Annotated in this window: 22 protein-coding genes; 13 read left to right on the top strand and 9 right to left on the bottom strand. The window is 66.4% G+C overall.

The annotated features are described in order from the left end of the window. Positions 1-4: 4 nt before the first annotated feature. From HUU99_RS02910 to HUU99_RS02900, 3 genes are all read right to left on the bottom strand, one after another. Positions 5-532, bottom strand: coding sequence for a DUF1003 domain-containing protein (locus tag HUU99_RS02910; protein WP_174285099.1), 528 nt, complete (start codon positions 530-532; stop codon positions 5-7). 166 nt (positions 533-698) lie between these two features. Beyond that, on the bottom strand, positions 699-941 hold the full coding sequence (locus HUU99_RS02905) for a DUF2312 domain-containing protein (RefSeq protein WP_217430748.1): 243 nt from the start codon (positions 939-941) through the stop codon (positions 699-701). Positions 942-1,059: 118 nt separating this feature from the next. Further along, positions 1,060-1,350, bottom strand: coding sequence for a DUF1244 domain-containing protein (locus HUU99_RS02900; protein ID WP_174285098.1), 291 nt, complete (start codon positions 1,348-1,350; stop codon positions 1,060-1,062). Positions 1,351-1,426: 76 nt separating this feature from the next. On the opposite strand from HUU99_RS02900, the gene pyk reads away from it, so the two are divergent. Beyond that, entirely contained in the window at positions 1,427-2,878 is a 1,452-nt protein-coding gene (pyk, locus tag HUU99_RS02895; RefSeq protein WP_174285061.1) for a pyruvate kinase, read from the top strand. A gap of 95 nt (positions 2,879-2,973) precedes the next feature. Here the strand turns inward: pyk and HUU99_RS02890 are convergent, their stop codons facing one another. Together HUU99_RS02890 and ykgO are read right to left on the bottom strand one after the other, a co-directional pair. Then, positions 2,974-3,588 carry an HAD family hydrolase gene (locus HUU99_RS02890; protein WP_174285060.1) on the bottom strand — a complete coding sequence of 205 codons (615 nt, stop codon included), beginning with the start codon at positions 3,586-3,588 and terminating at the stop codon, positions 2,974-2,976. A 114-nt stretch (positions 3,589-3,702) separates the two neighbouring features. After that, positions 3,703-3,828 (bottom strand): type B 50S ribosomal protein L36, encoded by a 126-nt coding sequence (ykgO, locus tag HUU99_RS02885; protein WP_003046794.1) that lies wholly within the window; start codon positions 3,826-3,828, stop codon positions 3,703-3,705. Between the two features lie 186 nt (positions 3,829-4,014). On the opposite strand from ykgO, the gene HUU99_RS02880 reads away from it, so the two are divergent. From HUU99_RS02880 to HUU99_RS02860, 6 genes are all read left to right on the top strand, one after another. Beyond that, the gene (locus HUU99_RS02880) at positions 4,015-4,626 is read left to right on the top strand and encodes a DUF4136 domain-containing protein (protein WP_174285059.1); all 612 of its coding nucleotides are present in this window, start codon (positions 4,015-4,017) and stop codon (positions 4,624-4,626) included. Continuing rightward, positions 4,623-5,732, top strand: coding sequence for a M14 family metallopeptidase (locus tag HUU99_RS02875; protein WP_174285058.1), 1,110 nt, complete (start codon positions 4,623-4,625; stop codon positions 5,730-5,732). The genes HUU99_RS02880 and HUU99_RS02875 overlap by 4 nt, the downstream gene beginning before the upstream one ends. A gap of 10 nt (positions 5,733-5,742) precedes the next feature. Further along, the gene (locus HUU99_RS15730; RefSeq protein WP_368039906.1) at positions 5,743-5,934 is read left to right on the top strand and encodes a hypothetical protein; all 192 of its coding nucleotides are present in this window, start codon (positions 5,743-5,745) and stop codon (positions 5,932-5,934) included. Then, positions 5,922-6,200, top strand: a complete 279-nt coding sequence (locus tag HUU99_RS02870; RefSeq protein WP_368039905.1) for a GNAT family N-acetyltransferase — start codon at positions 5,922-5,924, stop codon at positions 6,198-6,200. The genes HUU99_RS15730 and HUU99_RS02870 overlap by 13 nt, the downstream gene beginning before the upstream one ends. A gap of 10 nt (positions 6,201-6,210) precedes the next feature. Then, entirely contained in the window at positions 6,211-6,897 is a 687-nt protein-coding gene (gene gpmA / locus HUU99_RS02865) for a 2,3-diphosphoglycerate-dependent phosphoglycerate mutase (protein WP_174285057.1), read from the top strand. Positions 6,898-6,958: 61 nt separating this feature from the next. Beyond that, a complete protein-coding gene (locus tag HUU99_RS02860; RefSeq protein ID WP_217430744.1) occupies positions 6,959-7,408 on the top strand; it encodes a DUF3224 domain-containing protein in 450 nt (149 codons plus the stop codon). 41 nt (positions 7,409-7,449) lie between these two features. On the opposite strand, the gene HUU99_RS02855 is transcribed toward HUU99_RS02860, so the two are convergent. Continuing rightward, the gene (locus tag HUU99_RS02855; RefSeq protein WP_174285056.1) at positions 7,450-8,802 is read right to left on the bottom strand and encodes an FAD/NAD(P)-binding protein; all 1,353 of its coding nucleotides are present in this window, start codon (positions 8,800-8,802) and stop codon (positions 7,450-7,452) included. A gap of 81 nt (positions 8,803-8,883) precedes the next feature. On the opposite strand from HUU99_RS02855, the gene purE reads away from it, so the two are divergent. Beyond that, the gene (gene purE / locus HUU99_RS02850) at positions 8,884-9,366 is read left to right on the top strand and encodes a 5-(carboxyamino)imidazole ribonucleotide mutase (RefSeq protein WP_174285055.1); all 483 of its coding nucleotides are present in this window, start codon (positions 8,884-8,886) and stop codon (positions 9,364-9,366) included. Position 9,367: 1 nt separating this feature from the next. Next, entirely contained in the window at positions 9,368-10,435 is a 1,068-nt protein-coding gene (locus HUU99_RS02845) for a 5-(carboxyamino)imidazole ribonucleotide synthase (RefSeq protein WP_174285054.1), read from the top strand. Between the two features lie 374 nt (positions 10,436-10,809). Here the strand turns inward: HUU99_RS02845 and HUU99_RS02840 are convergent, their stop codons facing one another. Further along, positions 10,810-11,340 carry a hypothetical protein gene (locus HUU99_RS02840; protein WP_174285053.1) on the bottom strand — a complete coding sequence of 177 codons (531 nt, stop codon included), beginning with the start codon at positions 11,338-11,340 and terminating at the stop codon, positions 10,810-10,812. Between the two features lie 120 nt (positions 11,341-11,460). Here HUU99_RS02840 and HUU99_RS02835 point away from each other — a divergent pair, with 120 nt between their 5' ends. Then, positions 11,461-11,832 carry a PRC-barrel domain-containing protein gene (locus tag HUU99_RS02835; RefSeq protein ID WP_174285052.1) on the top strand — a complete coding sequence of 124 codons (372 nt, stop codon included), beginning with the start codon at positions 11,461-11,463 and terminating at the stop codon, positions 11,830-11,832. Here the strand turns inward: HUU99_RS02835 and HUU99_RS02830 are convergent. Next, entirely contained in the window at positions 11,829-12,149 is a 321-nt protein-coding gene (locus HUU99_RS02830) for a HigA family addiction module antitoxin (RefSeq protein WP_254602881.1), read from the bottom strand. The two genes, HUU99_RS02835 and HUU99_RS02830, sit on opposite strands and share 4 nt — an antisense overlap. 173 nt (positions 12,150-12,322) lie before the next feature. After that, positions 12,323-14,518, bottom strand: coding sequence for an excinuclease ABC subunit UvrB (gene uvrB, locus HUU99_RS02825; protein ID WP_174285051.1), 2,196 nt, complete (start codon positions 14,516-14,518; stop codon positions 12,323-12,325). Between the two features lie 206 nt (positions 14,519-14,724). Here uvrB and HUU99_RS02820 point away from each other — a divergent pair, with 206 nt between their 5' ends. From HUU99_RS02820 to HUU99_RS02810, 3 genes are all read left to right on the top strand, one after another. Continuing rightward, positions 14,725-15,042, top strand: coding sequence for a hypothetical protein (locus HUU99_RS02820; protein ID WP_174285050.1), 318 nt, complete (start codon positions 14,725-14,727; stop codon positions 15,040-15,042). 75 nt (positions 15,043-15,117) lie between these two features. Then, positions 15,118-15,507 carry a hypothetical protein gene (locus HUU99_RS02815; protein WP_174285049.1) on the top strand — a complete coding sequence of 130 codons (390 nt, stop codon included), beginning with the start codon at positions 15,118-15,120 and terminating at the stop codon, positions 15,505-15,507. Continuing rightward, complete coding sequence (locus tag HUU99_RS02810) at positions 15,504-16,646, top strand: glutathionylspermidine synthase family protein (RefSeq protein WP_174285048.1); 1,143 nt, start codon at positions 15,504-15,506, stop codon at positions 16,644-16,646. The genes HUU99_RS02815 and HUU99_RS02810 overlap by 4 nt, the downstream gene beginning before the upstream one ends. The last annotated feature ends 10 nt before the right edge of the window (positions 16,647-16,656 follow it).

Raw genomic sequence — 16,656 nt, 5'->3', positions numbered from 1 at the left:
CGGCTCAACCCGTGGGCAGCGCCGCGCACAGCCGGTCGATCTTCCCCTCCAGTGCCGACAGCCGGTCCAGCACGATATGATCGAGCTTTTGGTGCACGCGCAGGATGTCCAGTTCGGCACGCAGATTGGTCTCGTAATCCAGGCTCGCGGCAAGGCGGTCCTTCGCGGATTGGCGGTTCTGGCTCATCATGATGACGGGAGCCTGGATCGCGGCGACGGTGGAGAGGATCAGATTGAGAAAGATGTAGGGAAAGGGATCGAACGCCCCGCCGAAATGCGTGAGGATATCCGAATTCAGCAGCATCCACCCGAGCAGGACGACGCTGAAAGCGATGATGAAGCCCCACGACCCGCCGATCGCTGCGACCCGGTCGGACAATCGTTCGCCGAAGGTCGATCGTTCGTCGGCGACGTCGGCCGCGTCGCGACTGACGATGGTGCCCGCCTCGATTCCCGCCAGCACGCGGCGTTCCTCGACATCCAGTTCGCCGGGCTGCTTGCCGAGCAACCGGTGCGCCAGATCGGTCAGCATTGCCGCGGGGTTCTTGGCCGCCGGATCCTTCGTCGTCGCCGAAGCCACCTTCGTCATGCCGAAATCCTTCATGGTCCGCCCGGCGCTTTCCCGCCGGCCCGTCCCGGCGTCCAGAGGCAAAAGCGAACCGCTGCTCGATCTGGCACACCGGGCCGAGCCCGGGTACTCAGATCATCCCCAACGCGGCCAGATACGTCTCCAGGATCGCCTCTTCCTCCTGATATTCTTCCTTCTTCTTCTTGCGGATCGACAGGATCTTGCGGATCGCCTTGGGATCGTAGCCGCGGCCCTTGGCCTCCGCCATCACGTCCTTGATGTCGTCCGCGATTCCCTTCTTCTCCTCCTCCAGCCGTTCCGCGCGCTCGATCAGGAGGCGCAGTTCGTCCGCGGCGACCGTGCCGCCGCCCATGCCGTGTTGCCGTTCTTCCGCCATCATATGTCCCCGTTCGCCGACGCGTTTCGCAGCGCCCCAAATGTCCGTTTTCCCGCTGGCCGGGTGGCGCGTGTAGGCGGTTAGCCCGGACGGCTCAACCGGCGTTCTTCGCCACGCTCGCTGCCATTCGGGCAAGCTGTTCCGGGGTCGCGTCGGACTGGTGCGCCGCCTTCCACCGCGCATAGGGCATGCCGTAGACCGCCTCGCGCGCGGCGTCCCTGTCGACGGCACCCGCCTCCGCCACCCAGTCCGACAGACAGTTGCGGCAGAAGCCCGCAAGCCCCATCAGGTCGATATTCTCCGCATCCGACCGGTGGCGCAGGTGCAGCACCAGCCGGCGGAACGCCGCCGCCGCGGTCGCATCGTCGATCTGTTCCAATGTCATCGTCACGCATCCTTGGTTGATCGCGCCGCGATAGAGGCTAGAGGCGACGATGGACAGCCGAAGGACGTTACGCCCGATGAAGGCCATCAGCCCCCGTTCGCGGCAGGTCCGGATCCTGGCCACGCTCGGTCCGGCCAGCGACACGCCCGAAATGATCGCGACATTGTTCCAGGCGGGGGCCGACGCGTTCCGGGTGAATATGAGCCACGGCGACCAGCGGTCCAAGATCGCGGTCATCCAGGCGATCCGGTCGCTGGAGAAGAAGTTCGGGCGGCCCTCGACGATCCTCGCCGATCTTCAAGGGCCCAAGCTTCGCGTCGGCGCGTTCCTCGGCGGCCGCGTCGAACTGGTGTCCGGCAGCATCTTCGTGCTCGACCGCGATCCGACGCCCGGCGACGCGAGACGCGTGGAATTGCCGCACCGGGAGATCTTCGCCGCGATCGAACCCGGCGCGCGGCTGCTGCTCGACGACGGCAAGCTGGTGCTGCGCGTGACCGATCACGACGCGACCCGGATCGTGACGACGGTCGAGGTCGGCGGCCCGCTGTCGAACAACAAGGGGCTGAACGTCCCCGACGTCGTCGTGCCCGTGCCGGCGCTGACCGAGAAGGACCGCAGCGACCTGGCGTTCGCGGTCGACCAGGGCGTCGACTGGATCGCGCTCAGCTTCGTGCAGCGGCCCGAGGACCTGTGGGAAGCGCGCAAGCTGATCGCCGGCAAGGCGGCGTTGCTCGCGAAGATCGAGAAGCCAGCCGCGATCGAACGGCTGGAGGAGATCGTCGAGGCCTGCGACGGCGTCATGGTCGCGCGCGGCGATCTGGGCGTCGAGATGCCGCCCCAGGCGGTGCCGCCGTTGCAGAAGCGGATCGTCGAGGTGTCGCGGCGGATGGGTCGGCCGGTGGTGGTCGCGACCCAGATGCTCGAATCGATGATCAAATCCCCCTCCCCGACCCGTGCCGAAGTGTCCGACGTCGCGACCGCGATCTATGACGGGGCGGACGTCATCATGCTGTCGGCGGAGAGCGCGGCGGGCGACTGGCCGGTCGAGGCGGTCGCGATGATGAACGCGATCGGGAAAGAGGTCGAGGCGGATCCCGGCTATGCGCAACGGATCGGCTTCACCATCACGCGGCCCGATGCGACGACCGCGGACGCGCTGTCCGAAGCGGCGAAGTCGATCGCGGCGACGGTCGGCGCGGCGGCGATCATCTGCTTCACGACATCGGGATCGACCGCCCGCCGCGTCGCGCGCGACCGGCCGCCGGTGCCGATCCTGGTATTGACGCCCAGGATGGAGACCGCGCGGCGTCTGGGGCTCTTATGGGGCACGCACAACGTTCACACCCGCGACGTCGAATCGTTCGAGGAAATGGTCGCCAAGGCCAAGCGGATCGCGCTTCGCCAGGGGCTGGTGAAGGCGGGCGACCGGGTGATCGTGATGGCGGGCGTCCCGTTCCGGACCCCCGGGTCGACCAACGTGCTGCACGTCGTGCAGATCGTGGGGGATGAACTGAAGGGGCGGGATTGAGCGATCCGTCATGCCGGGCTTCTCGCTTCATCCAGGATTACAAGCGACATCGCCCGTGGCTCCGGACCCCGGCACAAGGCCGGGGTGACGTAGGATCAGGCCGGCAATCCCAATTCCCGCAGCTGCCCCCGCAAGGTCGGCGCATCCACGAAATGCAGCGCGGTCATCCCCACGTCCCGCGCGCCGATCACGTTCGCCACGCTGTCGTCGATGAACACCGCCTCCTCCGCCGCGATCCCGAACCGGGCGAGCGCCAGCCGGTAGATCGCGGCATCCGGCTTCACCAGTTTCTCGTCCCCCGAGACGACGATATCGCGGAACCGGTCGAACAAGACGGCCTGCGTCGCGCGGAACGGCGAGAAGAATTCGCCCGAGAAATTGGTGATCGCGAACAAAGGCACGCCGGCCGCATCGAGTTCCTCGACCAGTGCGACCATGCCGGGAATTTCGCCGCGGATCGATTCGGCGAAGCGCGGCCCCCAGGCGGCGATCAGCGCGGCGTGTTCGGGATAGCGTGCGGTCAATTCCGCGGACGTCTCGGCGAACGGCCGTCCCTCGTCATGCTGGAAATGCCAGGCGCGCGTGACGACGTCGCGCAGGAACCCATCGAGCGCCTCACCCGGCGGGATGAGACGCTCGTACAGGAACCGGGGGTCCCAATCGAACAGGACGTTGCCGATGTCGAAGACGACATTTTCCGGCGCGATCATCTACAAAAATCGCAAGCCCGACACCGGCGTAAATCCCGTGTCGTCGGTCGCAGCGATCGCTCCGCCGGGCGGCCTTCAGCGTTCACGCGGATTAGCATCGCTAATCCGCCGGCCTCAGCCCTGGCGGGCCTTGAACCGGCGGTTCGTCTTGTTGATGACATAGGTCCGGCCGCGGCGGCGGATCACGCGGTTGTCGCGGTGCCGGTCCTTCAGCGACTTCAGGGAATTGCGGATCTTCATGGTCGATCGCTTCTGCTGGTTTGACGGTGTTCGGGAAAGAGCGGTCGCCTAAGGGGCCACCGCTGCGAAGTCAAGCAACGGACCCCGCCGAACGACCCCGCCAAAGGACCCTGATTGCGCGATGCGCGTTGGCGATGGATGGCAGGGTCCGCCGAGCCGGCGACCGGATCGTTAGAGGTGTGCGTGATGAAACTTCGTCTGCTTGGATCGATGATGGTGGCGGGCACCGCGCTCGCGGGTTGCGCGACGACGCCGCACCAGCCGCCGACGGAGGTCGTGCGCTATCATCTCGACCAGCCGATCGAGCGCGGTACCGTAGCGGTCATACCGGGCACCCCGGATCGCCAGGCCGGGCTGGAATTCCGCCCCTATGCGGATTCGGTCCAGCGCCAACTGGCGGCGGCGGGGTTCACGATCGCCGCGCCCGGTACGACGCCGACCTATGAGGCGACCGTCGGCTTCAGCAGCACCGACGGCGTCGGTCCGCCGCGCCGCGCGCCGTTCAGCATCGGGCTTGGCATCGGCGGCGGCAGCTTCGGGCGCGGCGGTGGCGTCGGTGGCGAGGGCGGGGTCGGCTTCCCCGTCGGCGGCAGCGGCCCGCGCCGCGTCCTGCTGACGCAGCTGGACGTGACGATAAAGCGCCGCGCGGACCAGAGCGCGGTGTGGGAAGGCCATGCCCATGGCGCAGCGGATATGAGCACCATGGCCGCGACAACGTCGGCGATGGCGGACAAACTCGCGAGCGCGATGTTCGCCGGGTTCCCGGGAGAGTCGGGGCGCACTATCGAGGTCAAATGAGCATCTGTATCAACGCCGCGTTCGACAGCGGCAATATCCGTCTCGTGAAGGTGGACGGCGACATCATCGATCTGGAGATGGTCGCTGACCGCCAATCCGATTTCTATCAATGGTTCTATTTCCGCCTGGCGGGTGGAGGCGGACGCACGATCACCTGCCGCATCCTGAACGCGGGCGAATCCACCTATCCCTTCGGCTGGCCCGGCTACAAGGCACGTGCCAGCGACGACCGGATCGACTGGCGGATGATCGACACGCGCTACGACGACGGCGTGCTGTCGTTCGATTGCGCGGTCGAGGGCGACCTGATCTGGTTTGCCTATTTCGAACCGTACAGCACCGAACGTCATGTCGACCTGATCGCGCGGATCGCCGCACGGCCGGGCATCACGCACCGCGAACTGGGCCAGAGCCTCGATGGCCGCTCGATCGACTATCTGACGATCGGCGCCGGCGTGAAGCCGGTCTGGCTCTATGCCCGCCAGCATCCCGGCGAATCGATGGCGGAATGGTGGATGGAGGGCGCGCTCGACTGGCTGACCAGTTCCGCGGCCGCGCCGCTGCTGGCGCACGCGACCGTCCATATCGTACCCAACATGAACCCCGACGGCACGGCGCGGGGGCATTTGCGCACCAACGCCGCGGGGGTGAACCTCAACCGCGAATGGCATTCGCCGAGCGCCGAACGAAGCCCCGAAGTCCTGTGCGTCCGCGCCCGCATGGACGAGACCGGCGTCGATGTCGCGATGGACATTCACGGCGACGAGGCGATCCCGGCGAACTTCATCGCCGGGTATGAGGGCATTCCGTCCTGGACGGACGCGCATGGCGAGAAGCTGTACGCCTATAGGCGCGCGCTTGCCGACCACAGCGCCGATTTCCAGATCGAGAAGGGCTATCCGAAATCGCAGCCCGGCAAGGCGAACCTGTCGATGTCGACCAACCAGTTGGCGGAACGCTTCGGGGCGGTCAGCATGACGCTGGAAATGCCGTTCAAGGATCACGATCCCAACCCCGATCCGGTTCATGGCTGGTCGGGCGAACGGTCGAAGACACTGGCCGTCGCGATGCTGGAGACGCTGGCGGGGATGATCGATAGCCTGTGACCCACAAGCGGTGATCGAACTGCGTGAGGACGATCCGCGGGCGTCGCACGTCGCGGCAATGCTCGCCCTCCATCTGATCGACGCGCACGCGGACACGCCGCCCGGATTCCGCCACGCGCTGGATGCGAACGGCCTCGGCACGCCGGACATCACCTTCTGGACGGCGTGGCGGGATGGCACCCTGCGGGAATGGGCGCGCTGAAGGACTTGGGCGGTGGTGAAGGCGAAGTGAAATCGATGCGCACTGCGCCCGGCCAGCTGCGCCGGGGTATCGGCCGCGCGATGCTGGCCCGCATCGTCGAGACGGCGCGGGCGCGCGGCTATCGCCGGTTGAATCTGGAGACGGGCACGTCCCCCTCTTTCGCTGCCGCGAACGCGCTGTATGAACAAGCGGGGTTCGTGGACGGGCCGGTCTTCGGCGGCTATCCGCCCAGCCCGCACAACCGCTTCATGACGTTATCACTGTAGGAACCCGTCGATGCCAACCCTCGTCCTGCTCCGCCACGGCCAGTCCGCCTGGAATCTGGAAAACCGTTTTACCGGCTGGTGGGATGTCGACGTGACCGAGAAGGGCGCGGCGGAGGCGAAGGCGGCCGGCGAATTGATGGCCGCCAAGGGTCTGGATTTCGACCGGACCTTCACTTCGCTGCAGACCCGCGCGATCAAGACGCTCGACCTCGCGCTGGAGGCGATGGGGCGGCTGTGGCTGCCTGTCGAGAAGGACTGGCGGCTGAACGAGCGGCATTATGGCGGGCTGACCGGGCTTGACAAGGCTGAGACCGCGGCGAAGCATGGCGACGAACAGGTCCATATCTGGCGCCGCAGCTTCGACATCCCGCCCCCGCCGCTGGCGGCGGGCAGCGAATACGACCTGTCGAAGGACCGCCGCTACGCCGGCATCGCGATCCCGTCGACCGAAAGCCTGAAGGACACCATCGCGCGCGTGCTGCCCTATTGGGACGCAACGATCGCGCCCGCACTGAAGAACGGCCAGCGCGTCCTGATCTCCGCCCACGGCAATTCGCTGCGTGCGCTGGTCAAGCATCTGTCGGGGATCGCCGACGACGAGATCACGAGCCTGGAGATCCCGACCGGGCAGCCGATCGTGTACGAGCTGGCGGACGACCTGACGGCGGTCGATCGCTATTATCTGAAGGACCGTTGAAGGCTTGTCAGGCCGCCGCCTTCGCGGCACCTTCCGTACCATGATTCGCCAGGCGGTCCTGATGACCATCGCCCTCGCGCAGACGACACCGGCGATCGAACCAGGGAAAAGAGCCATGAGCCAGCATGTCGCGACCGGCACATTCGACGTCAGCCTGACGCCGGTCGGCACACCCGATGCGGCGGTTGGCAGCATGATGATCGCCAAGACCTTTCACGGCGATCTCGAGGGAACCAGCGCGGGCCAGATGCTGGCGATCCGCACCCCCACGTCCGGTTCGGCGGGCTACGTCGCGATGGAGCGGGTGACGGGCACGATCGCAGGCCGTCGCGGCAGCTTCGCGCTCCAGCACAGCGGCACGATGAACCGCGGCGCGGCTTCGCTGAGCGTCGGCGTCGTGCCGGATTCGGGCACCGATGGTCTGTTGGGAATCAGTGGAACGATGGAGATCGAGGTTTCGCCGGGCAAGCACGCCTATCGGTTCAGTTACGTGTTGCCGACGGAGCGGTAAGTTTCTTCTCCCACTCCCGCTTTGCGGGGGGGGGGGGGCGGCTATAACCCCTCGCCCCCCACCCACTGCGCATGCGACAGCCGCCGCGCGAGCGTCCAGGTCTGCACGCGCAGGTCGGGGACCGCGACGATTTCCCAGAACGCGCCGCGCGTCATCGGGCCGAGCGCGTAGAGCCAATCGTTCGCGCAGCCGTCGTGGCCGATCGTTCGCGCCTGCGGATCGACATCGATGCCCAGATGCGCAGCGTCGGGCCGGATCGCACCCGTCTCCACCAGCCGCGCCACCAGCGGATCGGTGGTGCGCGACAGGTCGCCCTGCGGCCCGGTGCAATTGAAGACGCTGGCGACCCGCATCGTCTCCGGCGTGGCGCACCCGCGCGGTCGCCACGTCACCGCGACCGCGCCGTCGACCGGAACGGCGGCTATCGTCTTGCCAGCGATCAGCGTCAGTCGACCCTCGGCGCGCAAGTGCTCGATCCGGTCCGCGACCGCGGGGGCGAGGCGGTGGCGATGGATATCCCACCATGGGCGCAGATGGCGCAGGAAGCGCGCGCGTTGCGCCCCGTCCGCGGCGCGCCACATCGCCTGATTGAACGGGCGAAGCTCGTCCACCGCCGCGCGCCAGCCGATCGCCGCGGCGCGCTGGCGAACGTCGTGCAGCAGCGCCGACGCGGTCGTGCCCGGGCGGTCACGGCGCGGATCGGGGTTGGGTGCCGGCGCATGGCGATGCGGCAACAGTCCGCGCCGCGACAGGGCGACGATCCGCCCGGCGAACCCTCGCGCGTCCAGCATCAGCACGACATCGACCATCGTCAGCCCGGTACCAAGCACCAGCACGACGTCGTCGCCCTGCAGCCCTTCGGCGACATCCGCCGCCCAGGGGTCGGGCCTGTACCGACCGTGCGGCAACCGGTCGGGATCGAAGCCCGGCGGGGTGTGCGGCGGCAGGTTGCCGATCGCAAGCACCGCGGCATCGGCATCGATCGTACGGCCGTCCGCCAGCGTCAGGCGCGCGCCCGTGCCATCGCGCCGAAGATCGACGACATCACCGCGGACCAGTTGCAACCGGTCGCCGGCCCGCGCGCGCGCCTCCGCCAGCAGATCCGCGAGATAGGCGCGGTAGGTCAGCCGCGGCACGAACGTCGCGTCCGCATCGGCGATCCCGCGCGCGGTCAGCCAGCGGCAGAAATGATCGGCATCGTCGGGAAACGCGCTCATCCCGGCGGCACGGACGTTCAGCAGATGATCGGGATGCGCCGCGCCGTAGGCGAGCCCCTCGCCCGCTACGTCGCTGCGTTCGATCAGCGTCGCGCGCGGGCCGTCATGGCGCAGCAGGTTGATCGCGTGCAGCGTGCCCGAAAAGCCCGCACCGACGATGGCGACGTGATCGATCATGCGGCAGGCTTAACCGGGCGTCGATAATCCCGATAGTCCGCGGGCATTGCCTCGTCCCGGCGGCAAGGCTAACCGCCGTTCATGACGCAGCCCGTTGTCGGCATCATCATGGGGTCCACATCCGATTGGGAGACGATGCGCCACGCCGCGCATGTCCTCGACGTGCTGGGTGTCGTGCATGAGACGAAGGTCGTGTCCGCGCATCGTACGCCCAAGCGGTTGTACGATTATGCGCATACCGCCGCGGGCCGGGGTCTGAAGGTCGTGATCGCGGGCGCGGGCGGTGCGGCGCATTTGCCGGGCATGGTCGCCGCGCTGACGCATCTGCCGGTGCTTGGCGTGCCGGTCGAGTCAAAGGCGCTGAAGGGCATGGATAGCCTGTTGTCGATCGTCCAGATGCCGGGCGGCGTCCCGGTGGGGACGCTGGCGATCGGCAAGGCCGGATCGATCAATGCCGGGCTATTGGCGGCTGCGATCCTGGCGACCGCGGACGATGCGCTGACGGAGCGGCTGAAGACCTGGCGCGCGAGCCAGACCGACGGCGTCGCGACCGATCCGCGCTGAAATGATCGAGCCCCCGCGCATTCGCCCCGGCGGTACGATCGGCATATTGGGCGGCGGGCAGCTCGGACGGATGCTTGCGGCCGCCGCCTCGCAGCTCGGCTATCGCACCCACGTCCTCGCTCCCGACCGCGAGAGCGTGGCGGCGCAGACCGCGACCAGCCTGACGCGGGCGGATTATCACAACCGGATCGTCCTGGCCGACTTTGCCGCCGCCTGCGATGTCGTGACCTATGAGTTCGAGAATGTCGCGGTCGGCCCCGTCGAATGGCTGGCGGAGCGCGTGCCCGTCCATCCGCACCCCCGTGCGCTCCGCGTCGCGCAGGAACGGATCGCGGAAAAGCGCTTCGTCGAGGGATTGGGCGGGCGTCCTGCGTTATGGGCCGCGGTGGATAGCCGCGCGGACCTAGACGCCGGGCTCCAGGTCACCGGTTTCCCCGCGATCCTGAAGACCACGCGCTTCGGCTATGACGGCAAGGGGCAGGCGCGGATCGACGATGCCGCCGGGGTGGACGCCGCCTGGGCGGCGATCGGGCAAGGCGCGGTGCTGGAGGCGTTCGTGCCGTTCGTGCACGAGTTCTCCGTCCTGATCGCGCGCGACGCGGAGGGCCGGGTCGCGCGCTACGACCCGCCGCTCAACGTCCACCGCGACGCGATCCTTCGCACGTCGCGGGTGCCCGCCCCAGAGATCGCCGAACAGACCGCGCCCGCGACCGCGCTCACGGAGGCGATCGCGGAGGCACTCGGCTATGTCGGCGTGCTGGCGGTGGAGTTCTTCGCGACGCGCGATGGCCCGGTGTTCAACGAAATGGCACCGCGGGTGCATAATTCGGGGCATTGGACGATCGAGGGCGCGGACTGTTCGCAGTTCGAAAATCATATCCGCGCGATCTGCGGCCTGCCGCTCGGGTCGACCGCGCTGACCGGGCGCGAGGTCCGGATGGAGAACCTCATCGGCGATGTCGCGGTCGATCCGCTGCTCACGGAAACCGCGGCGCATCTGCACCTCTACGGCAAGGGCGAGGCCAGACCGGGGCGCAAGATGGGGCATGTGACGCGGGTAACGCGGTAGCCTTCACGCAATCCGGGAATGAAAGACCCCGAAATGAAAAGAGGTTGCCGGGCGCATCCCTGCGACCCGACAACCTCCTGACATGGTCAGCGGCCGGAGAGCTCCAGCCCGGGAAACCATGCTCCGCTTATCCTATGGACCCTGGATCGTTGGATGGGAGAGGATACTCCCCGACCGGGCCCGGCGGATCAGCGGCGCGCCCCCCGAACGAACCGAACCGAACTCACTGCTGAACCATGAGACATCGGATCACCTCCTTTCGCTTGTTGATAGCCAATTGCCCCCATCGCTGGCGACGTCGGCAATGTGAGTCATACGCGCGCGCGATGCAAGTGTCGTAATGCGGGATGGGCGCAAAATCGACGCACGGCCGATCAACCGCGGCAATCCTCCGTCACTCGCTCGATCTCGGCCCAGGCGGGAACGACGAGTGGCGGCGTGCCCGCCAGTTCGAGCACGAAATGCCCGCGGCTGAACCCCATCGCATCGAGCAGCGGATCGCCGGGCTTGATCGCGACCGCGATGAACGGTTCCTCCGCATTACCGGTCGGGACGGCATTCAGCATTCGGGTAAGGCTGGTGGTTCGAAGCGTCAGCGTTGCCGCATGGTCGCCGGCGCGCGACAGATATAGCATGCGCGCCGCCCGGTCGCAGCGCAGCACCAGCACCGCTTCGCCATACGCCGGCCCGAACAATGCGATCGACCCCCGCGGATCCCGGCGGTAGCTCCAAACGCCCGGCGTCGGCGGCCAGTCCCGCCAGTCGGGCCCGACGGCGGCGGGTTTGGGCGGCGGTGGCGGCAGCGCGGGCATCGCGACGGTAACCGGTCCCGGCGGTGCGACCGGGCGCGGCGCGGTACAGCCGGCCAGCAGGAAGATGGTGGCGAGGGGAAGGATGAAACGCATCGCCTGCACCGTTATGCGCCAGCGTCCCCCCGCTCAAGCCGCATCGCGCCACGCCGACCGCAGCATGCGGGGAACCGCCGGCGGTCAACGCATGTTTCCCTATCGAACGGAGATCACCATATGACCGACACCGCCGCCCCGACCCAGCAGCTCGTCCAGGCCAATGTCAGCGGCACGATGAAGGTCGAAAGCCGCGACGGCGACGCGGTCGGTACCGTCCATGCCTTCATGGTCCACAAGGGTGTGGGCCGGGTTACGCATGCGGTGCTGTCGCTCGGGGGATTTCTGGGGATGGGCAAGAGCTTCTATCCGCTGCCCTTTTCGCTGCTGACCTTCGACCCGGTCCGCGACATGTATGTGGTGACCATCGACCGCCGCGTGCTGGAAGGCGGTCCCAGCTGGGCGAACAACGCGCCGGTGTTCGACCAGGCCTATGCCGACCGCGTGGCGCGCTATTACGAGACGGGCAGCGAGAATCTGGCGGCGGGTTAGGCGGCGCGGGCGACGATGCGGTCGAGCGCGCCATTCAAGGCGCGTTTGGCTTCGACGATTTCGTAACGGTCCTGAATGCGCAGGAAAAAGCCTTCCGACATTCCGAAGTACCGCGCGAAGCGCAGGTCAAGCTCGGCGTCGACCGGGCGCAAGCCTTCGATCACCTCGGCAATCCGCTGCGGCGCAACTCCGATATCTCCTGCAAGCTGCTCGACGCTCATCTCTTCGGGTTCGAGAAATTCAGCGACCAGCATCTGCCCCGCATGCTCGTTGTCGAGCCAATCGGGATTAGTGATAGTCTGCGATTTCGACGCCATATGCGTCTCCGTCCTTCCAGACGAAGCATATACGCCATTGGTCGTTAATTGAAATACGAGTCGGACTCCTGTTCGCGCAAATTGGTGAGCGCCTTGAAGACTTCGAAATCTACGTCAATCTGCATCGTCCACCCCCTCTTGTCAGCTATATATACTCTCTCAGACAGAAAATATCAACGCGACCGCGAGCCCCCCATCCGCATCTTGCTCTCCCGCCCGTAGCGTCCCTTGCGGGTCCCGGCCTTGCCCTCGTTAGACCGCCCCATGATCGGCGCCTTCTGCTGTTCGACCGGTAGGCCCAGTTCGTCATTCTCCAGCTGGCGGATCTCGTCGCGGAGGCGCCCGGCGGTCTCAAATTCCAGGTCGGACGCGGCCTTGCGCATCTGCTTTTCCAGATCCTCGATATAGGCGCGCAGATTGTGGCCGACCATGTGCGGACGGTCCTCGTCGATCGGGATCGTGACCTGGTCGCCGCTCGCGACATGCGCGATGATGTCGCCGATGTTGCGGCGGATCGTCTGCGGGGTGATGCCGTGTTCGCTATTGTACGCGACCTGCTTCTCGCGCCGACGCGCCGTCTCGTTCATCGCGCGCTCCATGCTGCCGGTGATGCGATCGGCATACAGGATCACCCGCCCGTCGACATTGCGCGCGGCACGGCCGATCGTCTGGATCAGTGACGTCTCCGAGCGCAGGAAACCCTCCTTGTCCGCATCCAGGATCGCGACCAGCCCGCATTCGGGGATGTCGAGCCCCTCGCGCAGCAGGTTGATGCCGATGAGCACGTCGTACACGCCAAGCCGCAAGTCGCGGATCAGTTCGATCCGCTCCAGCGTCTCGACATCGCTATGCATGTAGCGGACCTTGATCCCCGCCTCGTGCATATATTCGGTCAGGTCCTCCGCCATCCGCTTGGTCAGCGTCGTGACGAGCGTGCGGTACCCCGCCTCGGTCGTCTTGCGGCATTCGACGATCAGGTCCTGCACCTGCTCCTCGACGGGTTTGATCTCGACGGGCGGATCGATCAGTCCGGTCGGGCGGATGACCTGTTCGGCGAAGACGCCGCCGGTGCGCTCCATCTCCCAGCCGCCCGGCGTCGCCGAGACATAGGTCGTCTGCGGGCGCATCGCATCCCATTCGTTGAACCTGAGCGGCCGGTTGTCGATCGCCGAGGGCAGGCGGAAGCCATATTCGGCGAGCGTCATCTTGCGGCGGTGATCGCCCCTGGACATGCCGTTGATCTGGCCGATCGTCACGTGGCTTTCATCGACGAAGAGCAGCGCATTCTCGGGCAGATACTCGAACAGGGTCGGCGGCGGCTCGCCAGGCAGGCGGCCGGTCAGGAAGCGGCTGTAATTCTCGATCCCGTTGCAGCTGCCGGTCGCGGCGATCATCTCAAGGTCGAAATTCGTCCGCTGCTCCAGTCGCTGCGCCTCCAGCAGCTTGCCCTCGATCACCAGTTCCTTCAGCCGTTCGGACAGCTCGTGCTTGATCGCCTCGCCCGCCTGTTTCAGCGTCGGACCGGGCGTGACGTAATGCGAGTTCGCATAGACGCGGACCGAGTTCAGCGACGCGACCTTCTTGCCGGTCAGCGGGTCGAATTCGGTGATCTCCTCGATCTCGTCGCCGAAGAACGCGATCCGCCACGCGCTGTCCTCGTAATGCGAGGGGAAGAGTTCCAGCGTATCGCCGCGCACCCGGAACGCGCCGCGCTGGAACGCGGCGTCGTTGCGCTTGTATTGCAGCGCGACCAGCTTGCGCACGATCTCGCGCTGGTCGACGATCTGGCCCTTCTTCAGGTCGAAGATCATCGCCGAATAGGTCTCGACCGAGCCGATGCCGTAGAGACACGACACCGACGCGACGATGATGACGTCGTCGCGCTCCAGCAGCGCGCGGGTCGCGGAGTGCCGCATCCGGTCGATCGATTCGTTCACCGAGCTTTCCTTCTCGATGTACGTGTCCGACCGCGGCACATAGGCTTCGGGTTGGTAATAATCGTAATAGCTGACGAAATATTCGACCGCATTGTCGGGGAAGAACGATTTCATCTCGCCGTACAGCTGCGCCGCCAGGATCTTGTTGGGTGCGAGGATCAGCGCGGGCCGCTGCAATTGCTCGATGACCTTCGCCATCGTGAAGGTCTTGCCCGAACCGGTGACCCCGAGCAGCACCTGGTCGCGCTCGCCGTCCACTGCCGCCGCGGTCAGTTCGGCGATCGCGCCCGGCTGATCGCCGCTCGGGCTGTATTCGCTGACGATCCGGAAAGCCTTGCCGCCCTCCACCTTTTGCGGCCGCTGCGGCCGGTGCGGTACGAACGAACCGTCGGTTTCGGGCTCGGCGAGGCTGGTGCGGATCTGGATGGCCATGCTACCGAATATGGGTCCGATCGTGGCAAGGCGCAACGAACGTGAGGGCTCGGTGCAGCGCAAATGGCATGACGCACCGGTGCGAATATTGGCATGCCTTTCATTGGCATACCCGGGTATTTGCCCTGTTCCTGACCTGGAATAGCAGCTGTCCCGGAAACATTAGGCAGGCCGGGGCCGTTGCGACGGTGCAACAGGAGGACGTCATGGCCGATCGCATGTTCAAACCCAATCAGAGAATGGCGTCCGCGGCGCGGCGCGGGCTGCGCCTACGCGAGAAGTTCGGTCGCGGCGGTACCGATGTCGGCGTCCGGCGTGCGAAGCAACTCGCCGAGGGCGCGGACCTCAGCGAGGACGATGTGAAGTCGATGCACAGTTATTTCGCGCGCCATGCGGTCGACAAGGACGGCGGCACGCACAAATGGAACGCGAACGACGATCCGTCCGCTGGCTTCATCGCCTGGCTGTTGTGGGGCGGCGACGCCGGAGAGAAATGGGCGAAGGCGAAGGCGAAGACGCTGTGACGGTCAAACCGATCGGACTCATCGAAGCCGATTGTCCGTGCGCCCGATCGCTGCCAATGTGACGGGGGGGATACCATGAAACTCGATCTGAAAATCACCACCGGCGTAGCCGCGGCGTTGCTGGTGTCGGGCTGCGGCCAGCGGGACAATGGGTGGACCGCCACCGACAACACCGCGATCTGCACCGACCGGCAGGGCAACCGCGTGCCCGACGCCGAATGCCAGCGGCATGTCGGGGGCGGGGGCATGGGTACCGCCTTCCTGTGGTATTATCTCGGCCGCAACAGCGTGATCCCCTATTATGGCCAGCATGTCGGCGGCGGATCGTTCAGGCCGGCCGCCGGAGCGGCCTATGCGCGCGCACCCGCGGGGAGCGCGACGACTCGGTCTGCGGCGATATCGCGCGGCGGGTTCGGATCGTCGGCGCGCGGGTTCGGCGGGTTCGGCGGCGGTGCCGGCGAGTGAGACGGATCGAGATCGAGCCCAGGCCCGACTGGCGTGCGAAGGTCGAAGCCGAGGGCCTGATCTGGCACACCAGCGCCGGACGGCCTTATTGGAACGAAAGCGCCTATTACAGCTTCACGGGCGCGCAGATCGAGCAGATCGAGGATGCGACGGTCGAACTCTACCGGCTGTTCCTCGCGGCCGGGCAGGCGATCTTGGACGACCAGACACTGCTCGACCGGTTCTGCATTCCGCCGATATTCCATCAGGCCGTCCGCGATGCCTGGGACGCCGAACCGCCCGCGCTGAATTTCGGCCGTTTCGATCTCGGTTATGACGGTGGCGGGGCACCCAAGCTGTTCGAATTCAACTGCGACACACCGACATCGCTGCTCGAGGCGGCCGTGATCCAATGGTCGTGGAAGGAGGAACGGTTCGCGCATCTCGACCAGTTCACCAGCCTCCACGACAAGCTGGTCGGCAAATGGACCGACATCCGCGCTCTCCTGCCCCCCGCGGTGCATTTCGCGCATGTCGCCGACGATGCGGCCGAGGACGCGGTGACGACATCGTATCTGCGCGATACCGCGGAAGCTGCGGGCATCGCGACGATCCCGATACTGGTCGACAATATCGGCTGGAACGACGACGGCCGATGCTTCGTGGACGATGCCGAACAGCCGATCGACGCGGTGTTCAAGCTCTATCCATGGGAATGGCTGGTAAATGAGGCGTTCGCGCCGCAGCTGCTCGAAAGCCTTGTCGGCATGGTGTGGATCGAGCCGATCTGGAAGATGATCTGGTCAAACAAGGCCATTCTCGCGATCTTGTGGCAGCTCTTCCCCGGCCATCCCAACTTGCTCGAGACATCGTTCGACATCCCCGCGGGCGACGCGGTCGCAAAGCCGATGCTGGCCAGGGAGGGTGCGAACGTCTCGATCCGCCGCGCCGGCGCGGTCGTCGCCTCGACCACCGGGGCTTATGGCGACGAGGGGTATGTGTACCAGGCGCTGTACCATCTGCCCGAAGCCGCACCGGGCTGTTTTCCGGTCATCGGCAGCTGGATCGTCGACGGCGAACCCGCCGGGATCGGCATCCGCGAAGACGGGTTGATCACCGGCAACACCGCTCGCTTCGTGCCCCACGTCATCGAAGGGTGAGGCCGCTGTC

This window comes from Sphingomonas bacterium, assembly GCF_903642285.1.
Taxonomy (GTDB): domain Bacteria; phylum Pseudomonadota; class Alphaproteobacteria; order Sphingomonadales; family Sphingomonadaceae; genus Sphingomonas.
This window is presented reverse-complemented; position numbering and strand designations above follow the sequence as displayed.

Bases quoted from the DNA above. Each gene is read 5' to 3' on its own strand.
- HUU99_RS02910 (WP_174285099.1), bottom strand. From the start codon at position 532: ATGCTGACCGATCTGGCGCACCGGTTGCTCGGCAAGCAGCCCGGCGAA.
- HUU99_RS02905 (WP_217430748.1), bottom strand. From the start codon at position 941: ATGGGCGGCGGCACGGTCGCCGCGGACGAACTGCGCCTCCTGATCGAG.
- HUU99_RS02900 (WP_174285098.1), bottom strand. From the start codon at position 1,350: ATGACATTGGAACAGATCGACGATGCGACCGCGGCGGCGGCGTTCCGC.
- pyk (WP_174285061.1), top strand. From the start codon at position 1,427: ATGAAGGCCATCAGCCCCCGTTCGCGGCAGGTCCGGATCCTGGCCACG.
- HUU99_RS02890 (WP_174285060.1), bottom strand. From the start codon at position 3,588: ATGATCGCGCCGGAAAATGTCGTCTTCGACATCGGCAACGTCCTGTTC.
- ykgO (WP_003046794.1), bottom strand. From the start codon at position 3,828: ATGAAGATCCGCAATTCCCTGAAGTCGCTGAAGGACCGGCACCGCGAC.
- HUU99_RS02880 (WP_174285059.1), top strand. From the start codon at position 4,015: ATGAAACTTCGTCTGCTTGGATCGATGATGGTGGCGGGCACCGCGCTC.
- HUU99_RS02875 (WP_174285058.1), top strand. From the start codon at position 4,623: ATGAGCATCTGTATCAACGCCGCGTTCGACAGCGGCAATATCCGTCTC.
- HUU99_RS02870 (WP_368039905.1), top strand. From the start codon at position 5,922: ATGGGCGCGCTGAAGGACTTGGGCGGTGGTGAAGGCGAAGTGAAATCG.
- gpmA (WP_174285057.1), top strand. From the start codon at position 6,211: ATGCCAACCCTCGTCCTGCTCCGCCACGGCCAGTCCGCCTGGAATCTG.
- HUU99_RS02860 (WP_217430744.1), top strand. From the start codon at position 6,959: ATGACCATCGCCCTCGCGCAGACGACACCGGCGATCGAACCAGGGAAA.
- HUU99_RS02855 (WP_174285056.1), bottom strand. From the start codon at position 8,802: ATGATCGATCACGTCGCCATCGTCGGTGCGGGCTTTTCGGGCACGCTG.
- purE (WP_174285055.1), top strand. From the start codon at position 8,884: ATGACGCAGCCCGTTGTCGGCATCATCATGGGGTCCACATCCGATTGG.
- HUU99_RS02845 (WP_174285054.1), top strand. From the start codon at position 9,368: ATGATCGAGCCCCCGCGCATTCGCCCCGGCGGTACGATCGGCATATTG.
- HUU99_RS02840 (WP_174285053.1), bottom strand. From the start codon at position 11,340: ATGCGTTTCATCCTTCCCCTCGCCACCATCTTCCTGCTGGCCGGCTGT.
- HUU99_RS02835 (WP_174285052.1), top strand. From the start codon at position 11,461: ATGACCGACACCGCCGCCCCGACCCAGCAGCTCGTCCAGGCCAATGTC.
- HUU99_RS02830 (WP_254602881.1), bottom strand. From the start codon at position 12,149: ATGGCGTCGAAATCGCAGACTATCACTAATCCCGATTGGCTCGACAAC.
- uvrB (WP_174285051.1), bottom strand. From the start codon at position 14,518: ATGGCCATCCAGATCCGCACCAGCCTCGCCGAGCCCGAAACCGACGGT.
- HUU99_RS02820 (WP_174285050.1), top strand. From the start codon at position 14,725: ATGGCCGATCGCATGTTCAAACCCAATCAGAGAATGGCGTCCGCGGCG.
- HUU99_RS02815 (WP_174285049.1), top strand. From the start codon at position 15,118: ATGAAACTCGATCTGAAAATCACCACCGGCGTAGCCGCGGCGTTGCTG.